The following is a 21,391-nucleotide window of genomic DNA, read 5'->3' on the forward strand; positions in this document are numbered from 1 at the left end:
CGATTCTGCTTAATTGTTTTAAGCTTTAAAAGGGTTAGTTAAGTTTTTATTTCTTCTTTACCTAAGTATAGTCTATTGCTCAAAACTACTGAAAGAGCTCAAACGCTAGTAACGATTTTGTATCAATCTCTAACAGTTTCATATCAATTTCTAACATTATTATTTCAGGCACTATCATTTTTATACATTCGTTGCTTTTTATGTATGAGCAGGAATTAAAACTCTATAAAATAAGTGCTACTCATCCAATTTGTTATGCTGATCCGCATACTCAGAGGGAGTAATATGATATGTTTGCCGGAAGCTTTTGGTAAAGTGAGACATATGGGTAAAACCTACCTGATATGCCACTTGTGAGACAGTAAATTGTTTCTGACTCAAAAGCAAAGCCGCTTTCTTTAACCGGTATTTTCGGATAAATTCGCCCGGCGCCTGATTGGTTATAGCTTTCATCTTTCTGTATAATTGCAGATGGCTCATATCTATTTCTTTTTCCAGGATTTCGCCGCTAAACGCTGGGTCTGCTAGATGTTGCTCTATGATATGGATTACTTTTTCTAAAAACTTCTCTTCTGCCGGACTTAAACTAGGGGGTGGGGATTCCTGCGTTACTTTTTCTTTTGTTACAAAAGGGATACTATTTACTATTTTTTTAGGAGAACTTTGTTGGTTAAACATCCGGCTGAAATGTTCCCGTACTTTATTGCGTTGCCCAATTAGATTATTCACCCGTAGCAGGAGTTCCTGGGCATGAAATGGTTTTACTATGTAGTCATCTGCTCCCGTTCCCAACCCTTCCAGCTTATCCTCTACTACAGCTTTAGCAGTGAGTAATATAATGGGAATATGGCTTGTTCTCTCATCTGCTTTAAGCTGCTTACAGAGCTTTATTCCATCCATATTAGGCATCATCACATCACTTATCATTATATCGGGAAGGATAGTGGTAGCGATACGCAGGCCTTCTATGCCCTCACTAGCTTCATAGATGTGATAAGATTCAGTGAACATATTTCGGACATAAGCTCTAAGATCTGCATTATCTTCCACGATAAGCATGATGGGTTTTGGTATGTCTGTTTGCGTTTGGATGTTTGAATCTTCTGTGACAGATGTTGGAATTAACAAGCCGTCATCAGTTTTCTCTTTTTCAGTGGTACTTTCTTTTTTTGTTATATTATGTTGTTTGTCCACCTCTACGAAGGGCAACTGTATTATAAAGCAAGTTCCTTCGCCTTCTGTACTTTTAACATTAATTCTACCTCCATGTAATTCTACCAGTTCTTTGGTGATTGAAAGGCCAATCCCGGTTCCTTCAAAGGATCGTGTATGTGAACTGTCAATTTGATAAAACCGGTTAAAAATTAAATGAATTTTATCAGCTGGTATGCCAATTCCAGTATCTTCTACCTTTATCTCTATGTATTTTTTTTCATGCACGGATGAGTTTGCATGTAAAATAACATCTACTGTTATTATCCCTTGTTCCCTGGTAAATTTAATAGCATTGGAGAGGAGGTTATATATAATTTTTTCGAGTATATCCTGATCAAAACTGGTAAATATTTCATCAGGCTCATGGAAAAAATTAAGTATAATCTGCCGGCTTTCAGCTAGCGATCTAAAAGAACTTACATAGTTCTTGATAAAATGTATTAGCTCTCCAGGGGCATAGGTTAAGGTAATCCCTTTAGATTCTAATTTAGTAATGTATAATAACTGGTTGATGAGTTGCAGCAGGCGTTTAGCATTCCTATACATGCTATGAAATTCTTTTCTGGGATTTTCTTCAGATAGCATTTGCTCCAAAGGACTAATAATTAGAGTAAGGGGTGTGCGAAATTCATGAGATATATTGGTAAAAAAATTTGATTTTATTTGATCCATCTCCAGTAATCTTTCTGATTCGACTCTTTTAAGCTTCAAATCAGTTTTTAATCTTTCCTGATAAATAACATATCGCTTGCCTAGGTACAATACAGTTATACCAACAATGACATACAGTATATAAGCCCAGGTAGTTTTCCATATGGGTGGAGTAATAATAATTGTAATTGTTGCTGTATTTTTACTCCATACGCCATCTGCATTTGCTGCTTTTACTTTGAATATATATTTACCAGGTTCGAGATTAGGATAGGAAGCATAATGTCTGTTACCTGCCTGCACCCATTTTTTATCTATGTTTTCAAGCATGTACTTACAAGAATTCTTTTCTGGTTGTGCATAATGCAAGGCAGCAAAATCAAAGGAGAGATAATTATCGTGATATGGTAAGGTGAGGGTATTGTTTGAAAGATCTTTGGGCTGATCAAACACTTTGAATGTATTAATGACTGCAAGAGGATAAAAGGGATTATCCCGAATGCTATCTGGATGGAAAATATTCATTCCTTTATTTCCTCCTATAAATATCTCTCCTTTTTTCCCTTTACACAACGCCTTATAAAACTCTTTACCCTGCAAACCATCCTTGCCGTCATAATTGCGAAGCACCTTGGTTTTTGTATTAAATTTAAATACCCCATTACTCGTGCTAGTCAACCATAAATTCCCTTTTTCATCTTCAGTAATTCCATTGAAAACTGTTGATGGGTAGCTTGGTAGTTGATTTTTTGTAAAACAAGAAGTAGTTGGGTTAAATTTATATAAGCCTCCGGTGGCCAGGCTAATCCAAATATTGCCTTCTTTATCAATATGATTATATATTACATTAAAAGATGCTTGAGCGAGGCTAGCATCAGCAGGAATGAATTGTGTAAATACTCCGGCAGTTATATCCAGCCTAACAAGTCCTTCACTATCAGTAGCCATCCATAACAAACCTTTCTTATCTTCGGCGATATGATTAATTTTAGATGGAGTATCCTTAGAAAAAGAAAATCTATACCGGATAAATTTACTAGTGATATTATCAAATTGAGCTAAGCCTCGTTGAGTCCCGATCCACAACCTGTTGTGTTGATCCTCATAAATAACGCTTACAAAATTATGCGGAAGAGTATGTGCAACTCTAGGATCATAAAAATAAGTTTTTATTTGTTTTGTTTGAGCATCTACTTTTCTTAAGCCAGCTCCACCCAGGCCTAACCATACATCCCCTTTTTTATCTGTATAAATACTGTGAATCGTAGTACTGCTAGTTCTATTTGAAGCTGATAAATTATATCTAAAGTGGGTGATAGTATTTTCTCTTCTATCTAACTTATCTAATCCTTTAGGAGTACCCACCCAAAGCACATGATTTTGGTCCTCATACATAGAGTAAATTAGATTATCAATCAATGAAGTACTATCTCTAGGGTTATGCTTAACGAGTAAAAATTGTTTTGTAAATAAATCGTATTTACTTAAGCCTCCTGCATAAGTTCCTACCCATAAAACATGAAAGCGATCTACAAAAATGGAAGTAACTGAATTCTCAGCGATGCTACCCATTTTCTCAGTATCATGCTTGTAATGTGTAAATTTGCCCGTATTAGTATCTAGTTTATTTAGCCCATGGTTTTGAGTGCCTGCCCAGATATTACCAAAGGTATCTATATCAACAGAAAGGATATAGTTGTTACTTATACTCGAGGGATTGCTATCTGAATAGGTATATTGAATGAATGTTTGGTTTGTGATATTAAATTGTTGCAAACCCTTTCCCAGGGTTGCTAACCACAAGTCACCATGATGATCTTCGCTTATTCCAAGAACTGTGTTTACAAAATTTTGATCATTGCTTTTATTAATTTTTTCACCAAAACGTATAAAACTGCCTGTTTGTGGATTGAATTTACTTAAGCCTTTATTTGTACCCACCCAAATATTACCCTTTTTGTCACCATGTATAGTATGGATGAAATTTTCTGCCCAATCATCCCCTGAAGGCTTATGCTGATATAAAATAAAAGAATTTGTAGCTTTATCATATTTGTTTAAACCCTGGTAGGTGCCAATCCAAATTACACCTGATGTGTCCTGATATAAACCTTGAATGTAATCATCACTAATACTCTTTTTATTGGATGGATCGTGTAAATATCTTATGAATTTACCAGTTGCTTTATCAAATTTATTTAATCCCTCAGATGTACCTACCCATATATCGCCTGATTTATCTTCATAGAGTGCCCTAATTTCACTATTACTAATTGAGGTGGTATCATCACTAAGATGTTTATAAACTATGAATGTATAACCATCGTATCGATTGAGCCCATCTTTGGTACCAAACCACATATATCCTTGCCTATCCTGGATGATACACTTGATATAACTATGAGAAAGGCCATGTTCTGTGGTAATACGATCAAACTGAATAGATGATGATTGGCTTAGAACTGGATGAAAATGAATAAAAAATAGAAGACACCAGATAATTAATATTTTCACTCTATAGTAAGGATGATCGCTCAAGACTGTAAAATAACAGGTAATCTGGAAAAATTACGTAAAACAAGGTTTAAATTTTACTATCGATAATAACATTTTTGATAGGAACTGAATATTTGATTCTCAACTGTAGTTAAACATTGAAGTGTCTCAATAGATGATTATATCAATAGATGATTATAAGTAAGAAGGTGTTTGGAAATAGAAGAAGAGTTTATTAGGAATTTGCAAAAAGACAATCAGCCGGTAACTTGAGTTTGCGAAACAAAAAGTTACTCCATGTATGAAAGACATGAAAACCTGACTGATAGTCAATGGCAAGTTATTAAAAACATAGTAGATGATGGACGAAAGAGAAAAGTTTGTTTAAAGCGTGTAGTGGATGCTTGCCTGTGGCTGACCAGAACTGGAAGTCAGTGGCGGAATTTGTCTCAAACTCACTATCCTGTCTGGCAAACGGTAGCTTATTATTTTTATAAGTGGCAACACAACGGAGTCTGGCAGCAAGTGCGGAAGATGTTAGTGAAAAAGGAACGGCAAAGACAAGGGCGGCAAGAACAGCCTTCTCGAGTAGCCATTGATAGTCAAAGTGTAAAACAATGTGGCTGTTTTTCCGGACAGGTAGGTGTAGATGGCAATAAGAAAATAGATGGCAGAAAAAGGCACCTTGCTGTCGATAGTTTAGGTTTACCCTGGGCGATTTATGTAGGTGCTGCTAATGAAACAGATGCCATAGCAGGCTTTGAATTATTACCACAACTCAAAAGCTGCACACGGCTAAGCTTGATCTGTTCAGATGCCGCTTATAAAGGTGAGTTTGTCTCTTAAACTTATTACTATGGGTGGAAAGTAGACATCTCACAAAAACCTCCTTCCAAGCAAGGATTTGTTCCTCAAAAGGGAAGATGGCAAGTAGAGAGGTCTTTTGCCTGGTTGAATCATTACCGAATGTTGGCCAAAGATTATGAAAGAACTCCCGCTTCTGCTGCTTGTTTTATAGAATTAGCCTTTATCAATATCATTTTATCAAAAATTGCCTAAACTATTTCCAAACACCTTCTTATAGGCAATAAGTTTTTGAAAAGAAGCTACAAAGATAGCACTGAATATACCCATTTATAAAGCAATGGTACATCTTTACCAGTAAAACGAATAGTTTGCTGCTATCAGTTGACAATTTACCCTACTACTATGACTAGGTTGTGCAATAGGGAAAGCTTTGCTGTGAAAGCATATCACTTAAGCAAGTCTTTGTTCTGCAATGCCTAAATACCTGCTAGCCAATCCTGTGCTTTGGTAAGTTCATCAAAGTAGGCAATCTGTAATTTATCCTCAGCTTCACTCTTGAAGCTTTTAACAGAAGCCTGTGTGAACACATTGCTGGGTACAATAAAAGCCATATGCTTTAAGCCATGCTGCACCATCATAGGGGTGGCATAGGTAGCCGCCCATTGGGTATCTTCTTGAGTAACAATAGCCAATTCTTTGGTATTGCTGATCAGTTTACTAGGCTTATGTTTCTGGCAGAGTTCAATGGATTTGGTAATACCTGCCCGAAACTGCTCAGATTTAGCATAGCCTTTCCAGTGCTGGCTTAAGCATTTGCTCTGTGCATCGTACTCAATAGTCAGATAGGGTTGTTGAAATAGGATCATCGTTTAAATATAAGAGTAGGCACGGCTCTCTATCAAAGCCCATGCATGACTTAATAATTTTGCCACAATGGAAAGTAACAACTCCCAAAACTAACCACTTAGCTCCAAAATGTAAGATATAGTAGCTAAGTAGGTATATTTGTTTTCTATATTAAGCTTCTGTTTTTGGGATAGCGGCCAACAAGAAGAATATTAATGGTAAGTAGTAATTCAATAGGGGGAGTTTGATTAACTTCCCTATCTCTGTAAAATAATTGAAATACGGATGAATTTGCTCAAACTATATTTTTATTCCTAAGAGAACGTTTTGGAAGAATAAAAATAGGGTAAAAGAAAGAATCAGTGAGTAAACTTGAGGTGTCTAATCATCAAGTTTATGCAAGAAAAATTCTCTGCGCTCACTGACCCTGAATGGGAAGTTATCAAGGAAATAATTGATAACCAAAGAAAGATTAAACATGAAAAACGGGTGATAATCAATGCACTGCTTTGGCTGCTAACTACGGGCAGCCAATGGCGCAATATGGAAAGTAAGTACCCACCCTGGCAAACCATTTACTATCATTTCAGGCAGTGGAAAAAGCGGGGCATTATTGAAGAGTTGTTAGCTTTTTTAGCAGGCAGAGAAAGAAAAAAAGCAGGCAGACAAGCCCTGCCAAGCGTGTTGGCCATTGATAGCCAAAGTGTTAAGATTATACAATTTACCAGTCAGGATAAAGGCATAGATGGCAATAAAAAAGTGAATGGCAGAAAAAGACATCTGGCTGTGGACTGTTTAGGTATCCCCTGGGCGGTGCATATTACAGCTGCTAATATATCAGACACCACAGCAGGATATGAGTTAGCAGCTAAGTTGAAGGGCAAGTCCGCCCGCCTGCATACCCTGAAAGCAGATAATGGCTACACAGAGACTTTTGTGGAAGAAGTGAAAAAACAATATGGATGGAGTGTAGAAATTGTACAAAAGCCTGAAAGCGTGAAAGGCTTTGTCCCGGCAGGGGGCCGTTGGGTAGTGGAACGTAGCTACGGATGGCTCAATTTTAAGCGTAGGTTGAGCCGTGATTTTGAAAAAAGCACAGAAAGTTCGGAAGCCATGCTACAATTAGCCTTTATTGATACTCTGCTCAAAAGAAAAACCGAATAATATTTCAAAACATTCTCTAAAGTCCCCTACAAAATACAGGAAGCCTAACAATAGCTTTCCGAAGTAAATTGCAGTGGATGCACAGTTGATATACTATTATTAAGAAGCCCCTTCTTTGGATGTAAACACTCGTTTGGTGCCTTCATACATGTCATAACATACAAAACGACATTCTAACGGACCATTAAAAACAATGATCTTGCGCGATGCACGTAAGCCTACATGCTTAAAAGCTTCCAAATTGGAACTTATTACACAGCCTCTATAGCCCTGGTATTTCTTCTTAAACGTATCGCCAATACTTTGGTAGAGGCTATTAATGTCTTCTTCCAAGTGCATACGTTCCCCATAGGGGGGTTCATAATCAGTACGCCGGGACCAGTGGGTGGTTCAAACGCCTGGAATGAAGTATTGTGAATCCTGATTATATCTTCCAGTTTAGCTAGTTTGATGTTTTCCCTGGCTTTTCTTGCTACGTTACTTGAAATTTCAATCCCTATCAATTCAATACTTTTGTTAGTAATTCTTTTGACAGATGCCTTGTAAATACGATCCCACAAATCTGGCTCATACTCTTTCCATCGTTGGAACCCAAATTCTTCCCGGTAATAGCCTGCAGGAATATTGCGGCCTATCAAGGCTGCCTCGATGAGAATGGTGGCCGACCCACACATGGGATCTATCAAGGTGGATATTTTGTCCCATCCGCTAAGTAAAACCAATCCGGAAGCCAGCACTTCATTGATGGGGGCCAGATTAGTTTGCTTCCGGTAGCCTCTTTTATGTAAGGATTCTCCAGAGGAATCTAAGGAAACACTACACTGATCATTTTTGATATGCAGATTGATCCGCAAGGTGGGTCTTTGTAGATCCACTGAAGGACGTGCCCCAAAAGCCTCCCGGAACTGATCCACAATGGCATCTTTTGCTTTCTGGGCAAGAAACTGCGAATGCTTGAAAAGGTCCGAACTCAGTACACAATCAATAGCCAATGTATCACTTACATCTATATATTGAGCCCAGTTAATGGTTCGGATTTGATTATATAAGTGCTGCTCATTTTTTATCAGAAAATGCTTAATTGGCTTCAATACTCGCAAAGCCGTCCGCAGGTTTAGATTAGCTTTGTACATGAAGCCTGTATCGCCCACAAAGCTTACGGCCCGGTTGTGCTTTTCAATGTTTTTTGCCCCTAAACTCAACAACTCCTCAGCTAAGATAGCCTCCAAACCGGAAATGGTCTTAGCTACCATGGTAAACTCCTGTATGTTTTCTTGTGCCATATAACCTTCAATAGAGCCTTTACCTAAATTACTTTAAAGGCTTGAAGATAGGTTATCTATTTAACTTATAGATTATTTATCAACACTTTTTATCACTGTTCATAGTAAGAGTCTTAGCCTCTTTCAGGTAAGGAAGATTAGCTGGATTGCTTGCATAAACAAGGTGACCTAACTTATATACCTACAGATGAAGGATGGCTGTATTTAATAATAGTAATAGACCTGGCAGATCATAAAGTAATTGGATGGGCGGACCTTAAATAAGATTTGATCTTAGGTCCAAGTGAAAACATGAAAGCTTATACTACCAGTATTGCTGCCTTCAAGATGGCTATCAAAAACAGACATGTTGAAGAGGAATTGATATTTCATTCTGATAGAGGCATCCAATATGCCTGTACAGAGTTCAAAAATCTACTGGAAAGCCATGCAAAAATTGTAAGAAGTATGAGCAGAAAAGCTAATGGACCTGAAATAAGATTTCATCTTAGGTCCGTTGGGATAATGCTGTAGCAGAAAGTTTTTTTAAAACCCTAAAAAGTGATTTGGTTTATGAAAACAAACTTCAAACAATAAAAGAAGCTAAAACTGCTGTGTTTGAATATATAGAAATATGGTACAACAGGAAAAGATTGCATTCTTCACTCGGGTACAGAACGCCACAAGAAATGGAAACTTATTTATTAAATATAAAATTAGCAGCTTAATTTATTGTCCACAATTTTGTTGCAAGTCCAGGGCAAACCTTCTCGTTTATACTACCTTTCTAATATGGCTGTAGATACATTGGGTGTGCTTTGCCATCCGTTCGCCATGTGATTACTCACATGCAGGCTGATTTAGCAGATGAAAAGGACGCATGACATTTAGTGGAAATAGTAAATAACCTGTCTAGTATACTCAAACAATACGGTCTGCCTGGTCAATATTTATTAGCAGATACAGGCTTCGGATCAGGGGAAAACGGACCTGCTACGTGCCTGAGCATCGGCTCCATGCTTTTTAGAAGCCAAAAAGATTAAAGGCTTCATTTCTTTACCAGGTAGTTATCATCCGGTCAGAGAAGGTTTCCATTAAGATCCAACACAAAACGCCTATATCTGTCGCAATGAAAAGTTGCTCTACTACTATGGTATTAGAATAGAAAAAGGTTTTGCTACTCATTATTATCATGCCCGGGTGAAGGATTGTAAAGAGTGTCCTTTCAAAAAGTATGCTGTGGCAATAAAAGGCGGCAAAGCCTCACTTTTAGTGTCTACCGCCACTATCATTGGATCTGATGCTCCGCATCATCGGTCCATTACGCATGCAGGAGCGGGTAGAAAGCAAAGAAGGCAAAAAAATGATAGGACGAAGGATGTCTACCGTAGAACCTGTTTTTGGCAGTTTACTCAATTACTACGGCATGAAAAGAAGCAATACCAAAGGAAAACAAGCCGCTCATAAGTTTATGCTCATGTCAGCTACCGCTTACAATCTGCAGAAACTGCTCTCTTGCTTTACTCATCCTAAATCTAATGTTCAAATTCTTACTCAAAAGCAAGTTCATATCCTTTATTTTGTGCTCCGCTACGTTGTGCAACAGCCAGACCCCTTTCTTGAAACTCATAATTGTACTAGTTTTCTGTCTGCCATCTGTCCGAAAAACCGGGAGCCTTACATGCCAAGGGACTTCTTGTCCTTTTATTTTTACGAATTTAATATATTGATCATTTACTTCACCTATAATCTTTGGTGAAAAATAGTTATTAAGACCTAAAAAGGCATTTTTTAAATTCATCTTTTAAACAATTTACCTTTTACAATTTTGCCCTCTTTTTTGGCAAGATAATAGAGTACTATTCCGATAAATAATAGAAAAGATGCAGTAAAAATTGAACCTTCAATTCCAGTTGCACCCCCTGTTAATAATTCAGGACCTGTAAATTCAGATTGAATAATACTGCCCATATCATTTGTCCCTGTGAGATTGGAGCCATAAAAAGGCTGAGCAAAATTCCAGCCTACATGGAAGAAAAAAGGTAGCCATATTCTTTTGGTATATATAAACATCATAGCCATTGTAAACCCCCAAATCAAATAATAAAAAAGGCTAAATAAGTTGGAGTTGGGATTGAAAATGTGTTGTAATTCTACCAACATTGCCATGACAATGGCTATGTTAGAGCCTAACCAATTTTCTATCTCTCTTACGATTAATCCTCTATGAAATAAGTCTTCAACTAAGGCAGCAAATATTAATACAGTGAAAAATCTTGCTGAGTAGTGAGTAGTTGTAATACTAAAAGCCTGATAGTGGCCTAATAAGTATAAAATGAAAATAGATAATGAAATTGTCAAAAAACCAAAAATAACCCCCCCAAACATTTCTTTGGGTAAATATTTTATGGATAGTTCGGTAATTTTTCTTTTATCATATAAACGGAATAAATTGTAATAGCTAACTAATAATAGTATTGAAGAAACAAAAATAATAATTGGGTCAGCAATACTTTTATCTTGAATAATGCTATAAAAAAATGGTTTTAATACAAAGTTTTGTATAACTACAAATAGTGAAAAGCAAACGCTAATTCCTATAATAATTTTAGTAACTGGAAAATACAGTACTCTTTTGATTAATGCATTCATAATTTTTTCGATTTGTTGTCGCTTTGATTCGGTTAAGCATATGCACGCCTGGGGTGAAAGGCAAATGTCTTTAAAGTGAATGGATATAAACTCCATGTGCATTGTCAATCATGTCACTTGATACGAAGCCATTGCATCGTCAATGTTCTTGCCTGGAGTGGTTTGGATTGGCTCTTTTGCTTGCTTTGGTGTTGCGCGGGATTTGCGTGGCAAGCAAATGTGCAAATGGAGTGGGGCAATTAGGAGGGAACTCTTCTTAAAAATGCGAAGGTCCTCGAAAGGGGTGTATTCTGTTACTGCACAAAGGGAAAGGATTATAAGTTATAAAGTAAATTCTAACTATAATGCTTTCCCCTCTTGCCCTATTCTTTTAAAAGATATTATAATAGGCTATTTTGTCAACCTATAGCCGGACAAGACCGCTTATATAGTACTAAAAATTAAATCCGAAATGCAGCCCTGGCTCAGGCGTGTATTTTGGCCACTTGTCATCTTTTTGTTTAAACCCATCGGGCATTTCAGTATGATAAGCACGGCCGGCAATACCAACTGATGGTTCTATAAAAAACCTATCCTTAAAGAGTTTAATGTGATAGCCAACTCGATACGTGTTAAATATAATGAAGCCATTACCCACCTTATTACCGTTTTCATTCTTAAATGTTTGCCACATAGGCATTACATGTACTGCTGCATAAAGACCTTTCCAAAAATACCTTTGATAAGCAAGACCAATACCATACTCTCTTATATTCCCCGGAAATTTCTCTTCAGGGGTTCCGTATGCCCTATTATAAAAAGGGTTTATACCCAGCGGCCAGGAATGTTTCCAAGTGATTAGTTCAAGGGAAAGTACATCTTTTCCAGTAATACGATAGCCTACATTGAGTTGAGCAAAGCCTGGAGGGTTTACTTTATCAAAATTACCTAATAAAAATAAAGTGCTACCAACAAGCCACCGTTTGTAAGTGCTGTCTTGTTTGGCATATTGTGCATTCACTTGTAAACTGCTTGCCAATACAAAGGCAAGTCCAATCCATAAAATTTTCTTTTGCATATCTTTTTTGATTGATGTAAAACGCTGCTGGAAAGAAAGATTGGCAATAGACTTAAAATCGTTCACTTCAGTGAAGAAATGATTTGCTCTTTGCCTTTTTCCGAAATTATTGCCCTTAAGCTACTCAGTGATTGAAGTTTAATACCTAAATAGCTCGCTAATTGGTGTTGTGGAATACGCCCAATGAGGTTCAGTCTTTTTTGTAGTATGTTCAGCTATCGCTCTTCATGGGAAGAAGTTTTAAACTCGTCAAAGTCTATTTGTTGTTTAGCTAACAGTTCTTTAGGATAATATTCTGTAAAGGGTTTCAAACTTTGGAAATTTACTTTTTATTTTTACTTCCCTATCAGAATTTGAATTTGTAAGTATAGTGTCATCTATACAACTTATATAATATTGGGCCGGAGTTTCCCACATGCCAACAGGATAGTACTTCCAACTGGAAATTTATATTTTCGACTGTGACTAACTAAGGAGAGCTTTCATAATCACTAATTATTAAAAGAAATGTACAATCGCACCGATAACACTACTGGTTCCTTCATAGGTTTCTGTTTTCACTAACTTATTATCCACATAAATCTCTAGCTTTATATTGAATGGGTTGCCAGTCGCACTGTTATTATGTAAAACAGATAGACCCAGATCGTCTCCTACATTTACCGTGCCGTTGAATGACACCGAAAATGGAATGGTTGTATCCGTCAAACTAGTGGAGCCACCAGTTGCATTGGTGTAACTTAACGATGTTACCTTACTGACTCCCGTGCCAGATACTTTATACGCTACTGAAACATTTTTAGGATATGCAGGCTTTGGATCGTCTGATTTGTTGCATTCATTTAAAAATAGGGTGGCCAGAACGAGTACACTCAAGCGAGTGATCATGTTAATTTTTTCTTTCATACGATTTATTTGCTATTGTTTTCAAAAGGTGTTGCTAAACAAGTTTTCATCACATGATTTTTCTACATCTCAGTCCATTCAACTGTCTTCCCCAAATTTTGGTGGGCTTTACTCTCTTTAGTCGTCAAAAGTTCTAGCGACAGTTTAACTCGTCTACCATGACAAAATATAATTTGAAACTCTTTCCTGTTTTTTGTCAGCCGCAACTATGTCATAGGATGTCCGAATACAGCCGTTTACAACACAGTAGAAGGTTTTTGAAATTCTGTGCAAGTACATCTCCAAAGTGCCATGTGAAGCCTATGGGATACAACGCATTCTGTACTAGCAAGGCCTTCATCTTTTGCATTTTGATCTATTCAAATCAGATATTACCAAATGAGCCCCCACTGTCAATCCTAATGTAATACACAGCCCATTTCTTTAAACTTACCTTGTAAATTCAACTACCTGGGCACTTACCGTGATAGTTCTTCTGACAAAGAAAGGGGCAAAACCACCCAAGTGTTCCTCTGTCGTCACGTTGATAATGGCTTTGGAACCACTGAGCAAGTTGGCTTTCTTCATCATCGTTGCATACGCATTTTGGTACAATTGCCTTTTGTTCATCCCTCCCATTGCCAATACATAAGACACCTCCGAACTTCCGCTTACCTGATCAATTACTTTGAAGTTGTTCCCACCTAAATGTACCTCAGTGGCGTTTTGATTGTGATTGGTAACAAGGGCATGGCCGATGCCACATGAACTAAGAACTGCTGCGAGCCATAACAACCCGGAATAAATGAAAATCCTTTTCATTGTAGTAATTATTTATTGTGATATAGGTTTTAAAACTTTAATCCGAAAGGCAGGCTTGGCTCACCGGTAAAGTACTTTTCTACTTGTTGTCTTGTATTTTAAAACTTTCCGGCATGCTCTTGCTCACGGGAGGGAAAGTGGCTGCCATGGAAGGTTGTATAAAATACCTGTTCTTGAACAGGGGAAGCTGTTGTTGGGAGTTTTAGTAGGTTGAAAGGTATCGGGTTAACTTCCCGATGAGGGTGCTAAAAATTAAATCCAAAATCAAACCCGGGTTGAATAAAGTAGTTAGGCCATTTTTGTTCTGCTGCTTTAAAAGATTGTGGAACATTCGTTCTTACAGGCCAAGAACTAATTCCAATAGCGGGTTCAAAAAAGAACCGATTTTTAAAAAACTTAAACTGGTAACCCAAATAGAAGTCCAGATATAATGTATATCCATTTCCAATCTTTTTATTATCCTCATCCAGATATTTTTCAAAAGCATTCAACGCCTGAACGGATGTATAAGCTCCTTTCCACCAAAACCGCTGGTATCCAACTGTAGGTGCAAGTATGCGTGCATGACCGGGATAGTTTTCTCCCGGTGCATCAAATGAGGATGATCCAAAAGGGATACCTATTGGCCAGGAATAAATGGATCTTTTGAATCTAAAGGAAACAACATCTTTAGGGGTTATCCTGTATCCAACATTTAATTGTACATACTCAGGATTGTTTGTTTTATCTAAATTACCCAATAAATATAGCGTGCTGCCAACAAACCACCGTTTATAAGTATTGTCTTGTTTGGCATTTTGAGCTTTGACTTGTAATGCGCTTGCCATTATTAAGGTCAAGGCGACCAATAGAATTTTCTTTTGCATATCAATACTACTACTTGTTTTTAATGATTCGTTCTTTGGTTTATTATTACTATTCTACAGATGTATCAACTGAAATCAGTTTCAGATTTAAATCTCTTATCCGGTTTAGAATTCCATGCATAAAAGCTTCATCTTTCATATTTCCGGAAAGGATCGTATTGTCTCCATCATATTTAAAATCCATCCCATCAAAGTAATTTTTCCATTTTTTATCAAGATGCCCTCCGACCTTTATTTTTGTTATGTTTTTCATATGTATATGAATTACTACAAGACAAAGGTATAGCGCACCCATTAGGCAACAGTCACCCGAATGGGTGATTTTATGAGCAAATAAATTGGGTGAAGATAATTTTGTAGAGGAATTGGTGAGGGGCAGTTTTCCTAAATCAACTGGAATTCTTTTGCTTTCGCAACCGCTTTGGTTCGGCTGTTAACATCGAGTTTAAGGAAGATATTCTTTAAGTGAGTTTTAACCGTGTTAACAGAAACGAAAAGTTTATCTGCAATTTCAAGGTTGGTTAAGTTATCAGCAATAAGCTTTAGTGTATCGAGTTCGCGGTTGCTTAACTCAAAATTTGAAAGAATTTTTACGCGGTTTTGCTTTTTGTTAATAACAGATTTAAGTTTATCTACAAATGCCTTCGAAATTTTTGTTTTGGTGGTTGCTTGTATTTTATACGCTTCAACCAATAGATTATTTGTAGTAGGTAGGTCAAAAAGAAAATAATTTATTAAATCCTCATCCGCTGCATATTCCATAGCTGCAACTAAATTTTTAACAGCTTTCTGCTGAAAACCGGTCATACTATTTAAGATAGCATATAAAATTTCAACCTGAACCAGCGTCTCCGCCCTGCCACTAGCGCTTGCCAAGGCGAAAATTTTAGAGAGGACAATTGTGGCTTCATCAAATTTATATTGCACAATCAACAAACGGGCAAAATTTATGTATATATGCTCATTTTGGTAGGAGATGATCCCATCTGTTTTTATTCCGTATTCTTTTACAAAATCATTTGCTTGTTCAAGTTGAGATGCTTCAATGAACAAGTATATTTTCCATCCAACATAAGTGGTTACAATGTAAGGTGAGATTTTAAATTGCTTCATTACCCCCTCTAATTCCGTCAATTTATTCACCGCTCCAATTTTGTCTTCACGCGCATGTAAAATGTACGAATAAGCCAGTAAGGCTATTATTTTTTGAAAGATATTCTTTTCATTTTTAGTTAATTGGTAAGCCGTTTCTACACTTTCTAACGCTTTATCAAAATCTGCCCAAAGACATTCTGTAACAGACATCATAGTAAATATTCCTGCGTAGGCCCAGTCTGCTTTTGCAAACTCCGAGTATCCTTTTTCTTTCATAAAAGTTAAAAGATCGCAGGAGCGTTTATAGGCCGATTTATACTGACCAAAAACTGACTCCTGATAGGATAAAGAGGAAGCGGCTGATGAAATAAGATATAAATTACCCGCTGTTTTTCCGTATTCTACAGCAATGGTTAATGCTTCTATGCCCTGCCTGGTATTTCCTTTCTGTAATTCTGCATTTCCTTTGGCCTTCCAGGCCAAACCCAGCCATAAGGGATCTTTTCCGGAAAGTTTTTCAAGGGCTGTTTGGCAATACTCTAATACTTTGTCTGGTTGCTGTTGATTTGAATTTAAATGAGCAAAGGCAACGGCAATTTTACCAAGCAGAATTTTATAATTCTCAACTTCATGTTGTTTGGTTTTTTTATCGGGTATTTTTTTATCAATTATTTGTTGAGCAGATTCCAACAAAGGTTGGGCATGTTGAATATGTCCGGTATTAATTAATATCCATGAATAATATAAACAAAATGCAGGACTAGCTTTTATCAGATCTTCAGGAATGGCATCACCATACCTGGAAATAGCAGAATGAAGACCGTTTTTCCACATATCCTCCACTACTTGTTCAAGTAATTGAATACTTTTTACGTAATCTTTAATGACCAAAGTATGTGCTATGGCTAAGTCATACATCCCATTAGCTTCAAACCATTTTCCGGCTTTTTTATGAAGACCATCAATTAAAGTTTTGTCCTTTAGTAAAAGCCTTTGTTTTAAAAGATCTGCAAAGAGATGATGATACCGGTACCATTTCCTTTCTGAATCTAGCGGGATAACAAAAAGGTTATTTTTTTCCAGCTGCTCAATTACTAGCTGGCTGTCATTTCTATGTAAAATAGTATTACACAAGGAGGCGGAGAATTTTTCTACTATGGATGTTTGCAACAAGAATTCCCTGATCTCTTCTGATTGAATTTTAAGTACTTGCTCAATCAGATAATCCATAATATATCGGTTATCTCCTGTTAAGTTTTGAATAAATTCAGAAACATCCTTATGGTCATGAATCGATAATGCTATGAGTTGCAGGCCGGCTATCCAGCCTTCAGTTTTGGTTTCAAGCGCATACGCATCATCAATAGATAAACCTATTTTTAATTTTTTATTAAATAAAACAGAAATCTCATTGGCGGAAAATCTAAGATCGGCTGATCGCAATTCAACAAGCTGATGTTGGCTTCTTAACCGTGCTAAAGGCAAGGCAGGGTCTGACCGGGTTGAGATTACAACATGAATAGTAGCAGGAATGTGCTCCAATAAATAGGTTACTATTGTTGAAATTTCGTTTGAATCTGTCAAATGAAAATCGTCAAGTACCAATAAAAGATCCTCCTTAATTTGGAGCATATCGTTTATCAGCAACCCGGTAATTGATTTATAATTAGGTTTGTCCGGCGATTTCAAAAGTCTGAGCGCACTTTGTCCAAACTCAAAACTAATACCTTGAATACCTGCAATTATATAGCTCAAAAATTCTACAGGATCCATATCTCCTTTGTCCAGTGAAACCCATGCTGTCTGGATCTTGTATTGGGTGATCCAATCGCTTATAAGGGTGGTCTTGCCAAATCCGGCAGGCGCAGAAATGAGAATTAACTTACGGTTGGGCCCTTCATTTAACTTTTCAAAAAGACCGGAACGATGAATTAAATTTTTTCCTGCAGAAGGTATATGTAGTTTAGTTAGAAGCACATACGCAATATAACAAAGGCACGCAATGTTTACCACTCTTTTATATTAGACCATAGCCTCTTTTCTCCAGAAACCTATTTCCCGGTCTTGTCCTGATATAGGTTGTATAAAATGAGTCTTTTCTCTCTAACCCGTGATTAGGTTACTCGAAAGGGGAAGTTTATTTAACTATCAACCTGTAATGGCAAAACCATCTCTTATTGCATTTTAATCTTAGGATGTAAATGGAGAAGATTGACTTGAAAACAAATTTTACCTTCAAATCTGCAAAGGGCTCATTCATTTCTACAGATTGCTCATTGGCGGTAGGTGAGACCTGTCTAAAAAGATAATTTAATGTGGTAATAGATGGTACTATGAGGTATCTTTTTAAGATAAATTTGACTCAACTGCTTCTCTTCCAGGTTAAAATACTCTACATTACTATTGGTTTCCAACCCGTTGGTTTATGGCTCAGTTTACCCAAACAAAGATAGGCTGCACTTGGCTACTAAACTTGCTTTTCCTACTTATAGGCCTTTCGCTTACTACCCTTGCCCAAACGGTCCACTCCACACTGTACCTAAACCAAACGCCAACTTTCATCCATTACTCTTTACAGCAGGGTTTATCTAATAAAATTATTACAGCTATTCACCAGGACCGGGAGGGATTTATCTGGGTAGGCACACAAGATGGGTTAAACCGATTTGATGGCTACCGCTTCACTGTTTTCCAGACTGATTCTACAGAGATGCCCTATACTTTTGTGTCTTTTATCCACGAAGACCGGGCTGGTCACTTATGGCTTTCCACTATGAACAAAGGGTTGGTCCGGTTTGATAAACAAACTGGCAAGTTTACCAGTTACCGCATCGATTCAACTGGCCAGGACAAGAGGAATTTCTGCCTGAGCATCCTGGTGGATAGTCAGGACCGTTTCTGGGTGGCTACGGCAGAAGGGGTGAATAAATTTGATCCCGAAACAGGCCGTTTCACGCTCTATGCGCATCCTGCGCCAGGGTACATCATTTACAAAATTCATGAAGATGCCACCGGCGGCTTATGGGTAGCCACAGATAAAGGGCTTTTTCAGTTCGACCCTGACGGCAGAACCTTTACCTTATTTCCCTTAAGTAAGGAGGAGCAGCAAGAAGATATCAGCCACGTTCGTTGTCTCTACACAGATCGAAAAGGGAATTTATGGATTGGGACTAATGGAAGAGGGAATGCCAACGGCTTATTTCGCCTCAACCCTATAACCAGGCAGATCACACATTATGCCTTTCAAAAGAATGGTTTAACTGGAAACCATATTTATAAAGAAGCCATTGTAGAAGATGCTGCCGGTATGATCTGGATTGGTACTAATAATGGCTTGCAACAATTGAACCCTGTAACAGGTGAATTTACTACCTATCAAGCCAATGCTCTTATTCCTGGCAATTTAATAAGCAATAATATCTGGTCTTTATATATTGACAGGTCAGGATTGCTATGGATAGGTACAGCTGAGGGCTTGCACCGTTTAATGCCCCGCTCCAGACAGATCCGTACCTATCAGTTACGGCCTGATGCCATTTACAACCATAGAGAGGAAAACTCCATTGAATTTTTGTATGAAGACCATTCAGGCTTGCTCTGGTTTAGTCCTTTTACTCATGGTTTATATAGCTTTGACCGGCGGACTAGCCAGCTCACCCGCTATGCCGCCAGGACGGAGGATGTTTATAGTTTAGTGAATGATAATATACGGGATGTGCGGGAAGATAAGTCCGGTGTATTATGGGTGCTTGCCGGAAAATGCCTGCATGCCCTGGACCGCAACACCGGCAGGTTTACCCGCTACCCCATGCAGATCTATTGCTGGCTTCTGGAGGAAGATTCCGCAGGCCATCTATGGGTAGGAGGCGAGGCACTGGCAAGATTTGATAAGCAAAGCGGACAGTTTACGTATTACTACCACAATCCGGCTGTTTCCAACTCGCTGCTTCAAAACTCTATGTTTCCCATGCTCATAAGCCGCTCGGGGGTGATCTGGATGGGAATGGCTGGTCTCGGTTTGAGTAAACTGGAACCCAAAACCGGAAAGTTTACCCATTACAAGCCTAACCTAACCCATCCGAAAGGGCATTTGAACAACCTGTTAGTGAATGAACTTTACGAAGATAAAGCTGGTATTCTATGGATTGCCACTACCCATGGTGGCCTGAATAGGCTGGATACTAATACTGGTTACTTTACTGCTTTTACTACCCGCGATGGATTGCCTAGTAATAATATTGCAAGTATTCTTGAAGATAAGAGAGGCCACTTATGGCTTTCGACTAACCAGGGTATAAGCCGGTTCAACCCCCGTACCAGATCGTTTAGAAACTATGATAAAGGGGATGGTTTGCAGGACAACGAATTTTTTGGCTCGGTCAGTTTTAGATGTCACAATGGAGAGCTGCTGTTTGGAGGACCCAATGGCTTCAATATATTCCACCCTGGCAGTTTACAAGACAATCCTGTTATTCCACCAGTGTACATTACCAGCTTTAAGGTACTCGACAAACCACATATGTTTGATCAACAGACTATTAAGCTTTCCTATCTTGAAAACTTTATCTCCTTTGATTTTGTAGCCCTTAATTACATCATGCCAGAAAAAAACCAGTATGCCTATCAATTAGTGGGTGTAGATAAAGACTGGGTCTATTCAGGCAACCGCCGCTTTGTTAATTATCCTGATCTTGATCCTGGCAACTATACTTTTCGGGTAAAAGCTTCCAACAACGATGGCGTATGGAATCAGCAGGGAGCGGCGCTACAATTTGTTATCCTTCCACCTTTTTATTATACCTGGTGGTTTATAAGTCTTTCTTTCGCTGCTGTCCTGTGTTTGCTATACGCTGGATACCGCTACCGGATAAGGCAGGTACAAAAGCAGGAAAGAGAAAAAACCGAGTTTAACAAAAAGGTTTCTGAGCTGGAAATGCAGGCACTTCGGGCACAAATGAACCCACATTTTATATTCAACTGCCTCAATTCCATCAACCGATTTATTTTAAAAAATCAACCGGAAGCAGCTTCCGACTACCTCTCTAAATTCTCCCGGCTGATCCGGCTGATCCTGCAAAATTCCAATACCCCCACTATTACCCTGGAAAATGAACTGGAAGCCCTTGAACTCTACCTCCAGATGGAAGCCTTGCGTTTTGAAGGCAAGTTCACTTTCTCTATTACCTGTGACAAGGAAGTAGAAGCAGATTATATAGAAATTCCTCCCTTAATTATACAACCGTATGTGGAGAATGCCATCTGGCATGGCCTAATGCACAAGGAAGGAATGGGGCAATTAAGCATAGTTGTGCAACAGGAAGCACAGTGGCTGATTTGTACTATTGAAGATAATGGCATTGGCCGCAAACGGGCAGCCCAACTGAAAAGTAAATCGGCTACCAAAAGCAAGTCGATGGGTATGCAAATTACGGCTCACCGGCTAGAATTGCTGCATAAGCTGTATGGCAAACAAACCAGGGTAGAAGTAGTAGATTTAATAGATGATTCAGGCGAAGCCTGTGGCACTCGGGTAAATTTGAAAATGCTGGTCTGAAGTTATAAGCTCGAAAAGT

General features: G+C 38.0%; 15 protein-coding genes and 1 pseudogene. 6 read left to right on the forward strand and 10 right to left on the reverse strand.

Annotation, left to right across the window (positions count from 1 at the left end; all coding sequences use genetic code 11):
- Nucleotides 1–237 precede the first annotated feature (237 nt).
- Nucleotides 238–4,404, reverse strand: coding sequence for a hybrid sensor histidine kinase/response regulator transcription factor (locus tag GXP67_RS05650; protein WP_162442256.1), 4,167 nt, complete (start codon nucleotides 4,402–4,404; stop codon nucleotides 238–240).
- Between the two features lie 255 nt (nucleotides 4,405–4,659).
- Here GXP67_RS05650 and GXP67_RS05655 point away from each other — a divergent pair, with 255 nt between their 5' ends.
- Together GXP67_RS05655 and GXP67_RS38180 are read left to right on the forward strand one after the other, a co-directional pair.
- The gene (locus tag GXP67_RS05655; protein WP_162442257.1) at nucleotides 4,660–5,208 is read left to right on the forward strand and encodes an IS5 family transposase; all 549 of its coding nucleotides are present in this window, start codon (nucleotides 4,660–4,662) and stop codon (nucleotides 5,206–5,208) included.
- A 27-nt stretch (nucleotides 5,209–5,235) separates the two neighbouring features.
- On the forward strand, nucleotides 5,236–5,421 hold the full coding sequence (locus GXP67_RS38180; protein ID WP_162447810.1) for a transposase: 186 nt from the start codon (nucleotides 5,236–5,238) through the stop codon (nucleotides 5,419–5,421).
- 224 nt (nucleotides 5,422–5,645) lie between these two features.
- Here GXP67_RS38180 and GXP67_RS05665 read toward each other — a convergent pair whose 3' ends face one another.
- Nucleotides 5,646–6,035 carry a hypothetical protein gene (locus GXP67_RS05665; RefSeq protein WP_162442258.1) on the reverse strand — a complete coding sequence of 130 codons (390 nt, stop codon included), beginning with the start codon at nucleotides 6,033–6,035 and terminating at the stop codon, nucleotides 5,646–5,648.
- A 376-nt stretch (nucleotides 6,036–6,411) separates the two neighbouring features.
- Here GXP67_RS05665 and GXP67_RS05670 point away from each other — a divergent pair, with 376 nt between their 5' ends.
- Nucleotides 6,412–7,179, forward strand: a complete 768-nt coding sequence (locus tag GXP67_RS05670; protein WP_162442259.1) for an IS5 family transposase — start codon at nucleotides 6,412–6,414, stop codon at nucleotides 7,177–7,179.
- 99 nt (nucleotides 7,180–7,278) lie between these two features.
- On the opposite strand, the pseudogene GXP67_RS05675 reads toward GXP67_RS05670, so the two are convergent.
- A pseudogene (locus GXP67_RS05675) lies at nucleotides 7,279–8,462 on the reverse strand (THUMP domain-containing class I SAM-dependent RNA methyltransferase).
- Nucleotides 8,463–9,007: 545 nt separating this feature from the next.
- On the opposite strand from GXP67_RS05675, the gene GXP67_RS38185 reads away from it, so the two are divergent.
- Nucleotides 9,008–9,169 (forward strand): IS3 family transposase, encoded by a 162-nt coding sequence (locus GXP67_RS38185; RefSeq protein ID WP_394351959.1) that lies wholly within the window; start codon nucleotides 9,008–9,010, stop codon nucleotides 9,167–9,169.
- Nucleotides 9,170–9,741: 572 nt separating this feature from the next.
- Nucleotides 9,742–10,200: a transposase gene (locus tag GXP67_RS05685; RefSeq protein WP_162442260.1), complete on the forward strand. Its 459-nt coding sequence runs from the start codon at nucleotides 9,742–9,744 to the stop codon at nucleotides 10,198–10,200.
- Between the two features lie 38 nt (nucleotides 10,201–10,238).
- Here the strand turns inward: GXP67_RS05685 and GXP67_RS05690 are convergent, their stop codons facing one another.
- The 7 genes from GXP67_RS05690 to GXP67_RS37215 form a co-directional block, all read right to left on the reverse strand.
- Complete coding sequence (locus GXP67_RS05690; RefSeq protein ID WP_162442261.1) at nucleotides 10,239–11,093, reverse strand: CPBP family intramembrane glutamic endopeptidase; 855 nt, start codon at nucleotides 11,091–11,093, stop codon at nucleotides 10,239–10,241.
- Nucleotides 11,094–11,526: 433 nt separating this feature from the next.
- Complete coding sequence (locus tag GXP67_RS05695) at nucleotides 11,527–12,216, reverse strand: hypothetical protein (RefSeq protein WP_317170105.1); 690 nt, start codon at nucleotides 12,214–12,216, stop codon at nucleotides 11,527–11,529.
- Nucleotides 12,217–12,648: 432 nt separating this feature from the next.
- Nucleotides 12,649–13,056, reverse strand: a complete 408-nt coding sequence (locus GXP67_RS05700; RefSeq protein WP_162442262.1) for an MmpS family transport accessory protein — start codon at nucleotides 13,054–13,056, stop codon at nucleotides 12,649–12,651.
- A 429-nt stretch (nucleotides 13,057–13,485) separates the two neighbouring features.
- A complete protein-coding gene (locus GXP67_RS05705) occupies nucleotides 13,486–13,857 on the reverse strand; it encodes a DUF6567 family protein (protein ID WP_162442263.1) in 372 nt (123 codons plus the stop codon).
- Between the two features lie 245 nt (nucleotides 13,858–14,102).
- Entirely contained in the window at nucleotides 14,103–14,723 is a 621-nt protein-coding gene (locus tag GXP67_RS05710; RefSeq protein ID WP_162442264.1) for a hypothetical protein, read from the reverse strand.
- A 49-nt stretch (nucleotides 14,724–14,772) separates the two neighbouring features.
- Entirely contained in the window at nucleotides 14,773–14,976 is a 204-nt protein-coding gene (locus GXP67_RS05715) for a DUF8691 family protein (protein WP_232064957.1), read from the reverse strand.
- Between the two features lie 131 nt (nucleotides 14,977–15,107).
- Entirely contained in the window at nucleotides 15,108–17,795 is a 2,688-nt protein-coding gene (locus GXP67_RS37215) for a winged helix-turn-helix domain-containing protein (RefSeq protein ID WP_162442265.1), read from the reverse strand.
- A gap of 448 nt (nucleotides 17,796–18,243) precedes the next feature.
- Between GXP67_RS37215 and GXP67_RS05725 the strand changes: the two genes are divergently transcribed.
- Nucleotides 18,244–21,372 (forward strand): sensor histidine kinase, encoded by a 3,129-nt coding sequence (locus GXP67_RS05725; RefSeq protein ID WP_162442266.1) that lies wholly within the window; start codon nucleotides 18,244–18,246, stop codon nucleotides 21,370–21,372.
- The last annotated feature ends 19 nt before the right edge of the window (nucleotides 21,373–21,391 follow it).

The sequence above is a fragment of the Rhodocytophaga rosea genome (assembly GCF_010119975.1).
Lineage (GTDB): Bacteria > Bacteroidota > Bacteroidia > Cytophagales > 172606-1 > Rhodocytophaga > Rhodocytophaga rosea.

What these genes read in the sequence shown, in the direction of transcription:
- GXP67_RS05655 (WP_162442257.1), top strand. Translation starts at nt 4,660, where the DNA reads ATGTATGAAAGACATGAAAACCTGACTGATAGTCAATGGCAAGTTATT.
- GXP67_RS05665 (WP_162442258.1), bottom strand. Translation starts at nt 6,035, where the DNA reads ATGATCCTATTTCAACAACCCTATCTGACTATTGAGTACGATGCACAG.
- GXP67_RS05670 (WP_162442259.1), top strand. Translation starts at nt 6,412, where the DNA reads ATGCAAGAAAAATTCTCTGCGCTCACTGACCCTGAATGGGAAGTTATC.
- GXP67_RS05685 (WP_162442260.1), top strand. Translation starts at nt 9,742, where the DNA reads ATGCTCCGCATCATCGGTCCATTACGCATGCAGGAGCGGGTAGAAAGC.
- GXP67_RS05690 (WP_162442261.1), bottom strand. Translation starts at nt 11,093, where the DNA reads ATGAATGCATTAATCAAAAGAGTACTGTATTTTCCAGTTACTAAAATT.
- GXP67_RS05700 (WP_162442262.1), bottom strand. Translation starts at nt 13,056, where the DNA reads ATGAAAGAAAAAATTAACATGATCACTCGCTTGAGTGTACTCGTTCTG.
- GXP67_RS05705 (WP_162442263.1), bottom strand. Translation starts at nt 13,857, where the DNA reads ATGAAAAGGATTTTCATTTATTCCGGGTTGTTATGGCTCGCAGCAGTT.
- GXP67_RS05710 (WP_162442264.1), bottom strand. Translation starts at nt 14,723, where the DNA reads ATGCAAAAGAAAATTCTATTGGTCGCCTTGACCTTAATAATGGCAAGC.
- GXP67_RS05715 (WP_232064957.1), bottom strand. Translation starts at nt 14,976, where the DNA reads ATGAAAAACATAACAAAAATAAAGGTCGGAGGGCATCTTGATAAAAAA.
- GXP67_RS05725 (WP_162442266.1), top strand. Translation starts at nt 18,244, where the DNA reads ATGGCTCAGTTTACCCAAACAAAGATAGGCTGCACTTGGCTACTAAAC.